The organism is Streptomyces daliensis (genome assembly GCF_054782395.1).
Map to the genome: position 1 here is coordinate 29,756 of NZ_BAAGSO010000085.1, position 5,668 is coordinate 35,423.

1 protein-coding gene is annotated in these 5,668 nt (G+C 70.6%); it reads left to right on the top strand.

Going from position 1 to position 5,668, the window contains the following annotated elements:
• The coding region (locus tag ACYVOO_RS18730) for an amino acid adenylation domain-containing protein (protein WP_461016778.1) at positions 1–5,668 on the top strand (5,668 nt) is incomplete at both ends.

The window sequence follows — 5,668 nt, forward strand, 5'->3', positions numbered from 1 at the left end:
CGTGACGGGTGAGCTGTATGTGTCGGGCGCTGGCCTCGCGCGTGGTTACGTGGGGCGCCCGGACCTGACCGCCGAGCGGTTCGTGGCCAACCCGTTCGTGCCGGGTGGGCGGATGTATCGCTCGGGTGACCTGGCCCGCTGGACGGCTGATGGTCTGCTGGAGTTCGCGGGCCGTGCGGATGAGCAGGTGAAGATCCGTGGCTTCCGCGTCGAGCCCGGCGAGGTGGAGTCGGTTGTCGCCTCGCATCCGGAGGTGTCCCAGGCCGCCGTTGTCGTGCGTGAGGACCGGCCGGGTGAGAAGCGGCTGGTGGCGTATGTCGTTGTCGAGGGGGAGGTGGAGTCTCAGGCGCTGAGGGATCATGTGGCGCTGGTGCTGCCGGAGTACATGGTCCCGTCGACGGTGATGGTGTTGGAGGTCATGCCTCTGACGGTCAACGGGAAGGTTGACCGGGCCGCGCTTCCGGCGCCCGAGGTGGCCGGCGGTGTGGAGGGGCGTGCGGCCGAGACTCCCGTCGAGGCGGTGTTGTGCGATCTGTTCGGTGAGGTACTGGGCCTGGACCAGGTGGGCGCGGAGGACAGCTTCTTCGAGCTGGGCGGCGACTCCATCCTCTCCATGCTGCTCGTCTCCAACGCCCGCCGCGCGGGCCTGGTGATCACCTCCCGGCAGGTCTTCGAGCACCGGACCCCCGCGGGCCTGGCCACCGTCGCTGAGGCGGCGGACGGCGCCACCGTGGGTGGCGGCGACTCCGGCGTGGGTGAGGTGCCGCTGACCCCTGTGATGCACGAACTGCTGGACCGGGTGCCGCCGGAGAGCCTGGCAGAGGTCTTCCAGCCCGCGCTCGTGGCGACCCCCGCCGATCTGGACTTCGCGGTGCTGACCGAAGCCGTACGCGCGGTGCTGGCCCACCACGATGTGCTGCGGGCACGGATCGAGATGGTGCCCCAGGCGCGGCTGGTGGTTCCCGACGCAAGCGCCGTTGCCGTCGCGGAACTGTTGCGCCGGGTGGACGCTGCCGGGCGGGATCTCGGGCTGCTGATACCCGAGCAGGTGCGGGCCGCGGCAGAGCGGCTGGACCCGTTGGCCGGTGTGATGCTCCAGGTGGTGTGGCTGGATGCCGGGCCCGAGGTGCAGGGTCGGCTCGTCCTCGTCGTGGACCACCTGGCGGTGGACACGGTGTCCTGGCAGGCACTGCTCCCCGACCTGGCGGAGGCATACGGAGAACTGGCCGCAGGCCGTGAGCCGGTGCTGGGTCCGGTTTCCACGTCGTTCCGGCATTGGGCGCGTGAGTTGTCGGCGCGGGCGGTGGGTGCGGGGCGTGTTGCTGAGCTGCCGGAGTGGCGGGCGCTGCTTGGGGATGCGGGGTCGTTGTTGACGGATGGGCCGGTGGTTCCGGTTCGTGATGTTGAGGCGTCGGTGCGTCGGGTGTCGGTGTCGGTGCCGTCCGGGGTGACGTCGGCCCTGTTGACGGGTGTTCCTGCCGTGTTCCATGCGGGTGTTGATGATGTGCTGTTGGCGGGGTTGGCGGCTGCCGTCGCGGAGTGGGCCCGGAGCAGGAACCAGGACCAGGCTGCTGACGGGTTCCTGGTGGATGTGGAGGGGCACGGCCGTGTCCCGCTGAGTGAGGGTGTGGACCTGTCCCGGACGGTGGGGTGGTTCACCAGTGCGCACCCGGTGCATCTGGCCGTCGGCACGATCGACGTGTCGGGTGTGCGCGCCGGCGGCCCGGCGGCCGGTCAGGTGTTGAAGCGGGTGAAGGAGCAGGTGCGAGCTGTGCCCGGTGACGGGCTCGGCTACGGCATGCTGCGCTACCTCAACCCTGAGACGGCGCCGGTCCTTGCGGATCTGCCGGTCTCGCAGATCGGGTTCAACTACCTCGGCCGTGTCCCCGCCGCACCGTCCGCCGCTTCCGCGGACAGCGGTGTGCTCCCGGAGTGGGCGCCCACCGGTGAGGCCGGGCCCGGTGACGTCGAGGCGACCGGGACGTTCCCGGTGATGCATGCGCTGGAGGTACTGGGCGCAGTGCAGGACCACGCCGATGGTCCTGAGCTGACCCTCACGCTTTCCTGGCCCGAGCGGCTGCTGACGGAGACCTCAGCGCAGGCCCTCCTCGACACCTGGGCGGCGATGCTGTCCGGCCTGGCCACTCACGTCACACGCCCCGGAAGCGGCGGGCACACACCGTCCGACTTCCCCCTCGTCGCCCTGGATCAGGGGCAGGTGGAGGAGCTGGAGGCGGACGTTTCCGGGCTGGTGGAGGTGCTGCCGGTCTCCCCGCTCCAGGAAGGACTGCTCTTCCACGCCCTCTTCGACGAGGAGGCCGAGGACACCTATGTGGAGCAGATCATCCTCGATCTGGCGGGACGCCTCGACGCCGGTGTGCTGCGTGCGTCCTGGCAGGCGCTGCTGGACCGCCACGCCAGCCTGCGCGTCGGCTTCCGTCAGCTCGCCGGAATGGAACAGCCCGTCCAGATGGTCGTCCGCCACGCGACTCTCCCGTGGCGCGAGGAGGACGTGTCCGGGCTGGAGGAAGAGGCGGCCTGGGCGGAGTCGGAGCGGATCGGTATCGAGGAACGGGCCCGCCGCTTCGATCTCGCGACGCCGCCACTGCTGAAGATCCTGCTGGTCAAGGTCGGCCCCGACCGCTACCGGATGATGATCACGCTGCATCACATCCTGCTGGACGGCTGGTCCCTGCCGATCCTGATGCGGGAACTGTGGGAGTGCTACGCCGCCGACGGCAGCGCGTCCGCCCTTCCCGCCGTGGCTCCGTACCGTGACTATCTGGCCTGGCTGACCCGTCAGGACAAGCAGGCAGCACGCGACGCCTGGCAGGACGCACTCACCGGGCTGGAGGAACCCACCCTCGTCGCACCGCTCGTGCCCAACGCCTCCTCGTCCCTGACCCGGATGCTCACCGTCACCGCAGGCGACGAACTCGCCGAGGCACTGCGGGAGACGGCACGCGCCCACGGAGTGACGCTGAACACAGTGGTGCAGACCGCCTGGGCCCTCGTCGTCGGACAGTTGGCCGGACGCCGTGACGTCGTCTTCGGCGCCTCGGTCGCGGGGCGTCCCGCCGACCTGCCCGGCATGGAGGACATGCTCGGCCTGTTCATCAACACCGTCCCCGTGCGGGTGCGTTTCGACTCGGCGCAGACCCTGGCCGAGCTGCTGACGGACTTGCAGGAGCAGCAGTCGGTGCTGCTGGACCACCAGCATCTGAGCCTGAGCGCCATCCAGCGCCAGGCCGGCCCCGGCGCGACCTTCGACACGATGATGGCGTTCGAGAACTACCCCGGTGACCCGGCGGTACCGCCGTCCGTCGACGGGCTCACGCTCACCGGAACCGGTATGCGCGAGTCGACCAACTTCGCGCTCGCCCTGGGCGTCAACCCGGCCGAGGACCTGAGCCTCCGGCTCGACTACCGCCCCGACCTGTTCGACGCGAACGCCGTCCAGGCCGTCGCCGAGCGCCTGGTGCGGGTGCTGGAGCAGATCGCGGCCGCACCGCAGGCACGGGTCAGCGACCTCGACGTACTGGGCCCCGAGGAGCGGGTCCTCGTGATAGAGCGGTGGAACGACACCAAGAGGCAGGTCTCGGAAGGGACCCTGCTGGAGCTGTTCCAGTCCTGCGTGGAGCGCTCGCCCGACGCGGTCGCGGTGCGCTCCGGCGATCAGGTGCTGTCGTACGGGGAGTTGGAGGCACGTGCCAACCAACTGGGCCGGTATCTGACGAGCCTCGGTGTGCGGCGTGAATCGCGGGTGGGCCTGTGCCTGCCGCGCGGTGTGGAGATGGTCGTCGGACTGCTGGGTGTGTGGAAGGCCGGCGGCGCGTATGTGCCGCTCGACCCCGAGTACCCGGCCGACCGGCTCGCGTACATGGTGGCCGACAGTGAGGCATCGGTGGTTCTGGCCACGGCGGAGACCATGGCCCACGTGCCGACGGGTCCCGAGCATGTGGTGCTGCTGGACGGAGCCGACACGGTCGGCGAGATCGGCGCCGAGTCGTCCGGACCGCTCGGACTGCCCCTCACGACCGAGCAGTTGGCGTACGTCATCTACACGTCGGGTTCGACGGGGCGGCCGAAGGGCGTGGCGGTCGGTCACCGAGGTGTGGTGAACCTGGCCGAGGCGATGCGTCCGGTGCTCGGTGTGGGCCAGGGGGTGACGGCGCTTCAGTTCGCGTCGTTCTCCTTCGACGCGGCGGTGCTGGACGTGGCCGTCACCCTCGCGGCAGGCGGCACCCTCGCCATCGCCTCCAGCGAGGAGCGCACCGAGCCCGAGGCACTGGCGGCGATGATCCGCGACGCCGGGGTGAAGGTCGCCAGCGTCGTACCGTCCCTGCTCGGGGTCCTGGACCCGGAGTCGGTTCCTGGCGTGGAGAACTGGGTGCTGGGCGCGGAACGCCTGAGCGCCGACCTGGCGGCGAAGTGGCGGGCCGGGGCGCGAGTGTGGAACACCTACGGGCCGACCGAGGCCACCGTCATCACCACCGCCGTGCCGCTCGACGAAGCGATCACCCCGGAGGACGCACCCCCGGCCATCGGCCGGCCCATCGACAACGCGCAGGTCTTCGTCCTGGACGAGTACCTGCGACCCCTGCCCCCCGGTGTCACGGGTGAGCTGTATGTCGCGGGCCCCGGCCTGGCCCGAGGCTATGTGGGCCGCCCGGACCTGACCGCCGACCGCTTCGTCGCCAGCCCCTTCGTGCCGGGTGGGCGCATGTACCGCTCGGGTGACCTGGCCCGCTGGACGGTCGACGGGCAACTGGAGTTCGCGGGGCGTGCGGACGAGCAGGTGAAGATCCGCGGCTTCCGCGTCGAGCCCGGCGAGATCGAGTCCGTGCTCGCCGCGCACGAGAGCGTCGGCCAGGTGGCCGTTGTCGTGCGTGAGGACCGTCCGGGTGAGAAGCGGCTGGTGGCGTATGTCGTCCCGGCTGGGGGCAGCGTCTTCGACAGCGAGGTGCTGCGGGAGTTCGCCGGTGTGCATCTGCCGGAGTACATGGTCCCCAGTGCGACGGTGGCGCTCGACGTCATGCCGCTGACGGCGAACGGCAAGCTTGACCGCAACGCCCTGCCCGCGCCCGACCCGGAGAGCCGCAGTGAGGGCCGGGATGCCGAAACGCCGCTGGAAGCGGTGCTGTGCGGGCTGTTCGGTGAGGTGCTGGGCCTGGACCAGGTGGGCGCGGAGGACTCGTTCTTCGAGCTGGGCGGCGACTCGATCATGTCGATGCTGCTGGTCTCCAACGCCCGCCGCGCGGGCCTGGTGATCACCTCCCGGCAGGTCTTCGAGCACCGGACCCCCGCGGGCCTGGCCACCGTCGCCGTGACGGCGGAGGGCGTCGTCATACGCGGCGGTGACTCCGGCGTGGGTGAGGTGCCGCTGACTCCGGTGATGTGTGAGTTGCTGGGCCGGGTGGGTGTGGAGGGCGTCGGCGGGGTCGCGCAGTCGAGTGCGGTGGTGACTCCGGCCGATATGGACTTCGAGGTGTTGGTCGGTGCCGTGCAGGCGGTGGTGGACCAGCACGATGTGCTGCGGGCACGGCTGGAGACGGCGCCCCGGGCCAGGCTGGTGGTTCCCGAGCAGGGAGCGGTGCTGGTCGAGCCGCTGGTGCGACGGGTGGACGTCACGGGTCAGGACCTTGCGGCGGCGGTCGGCGAGCAGGTG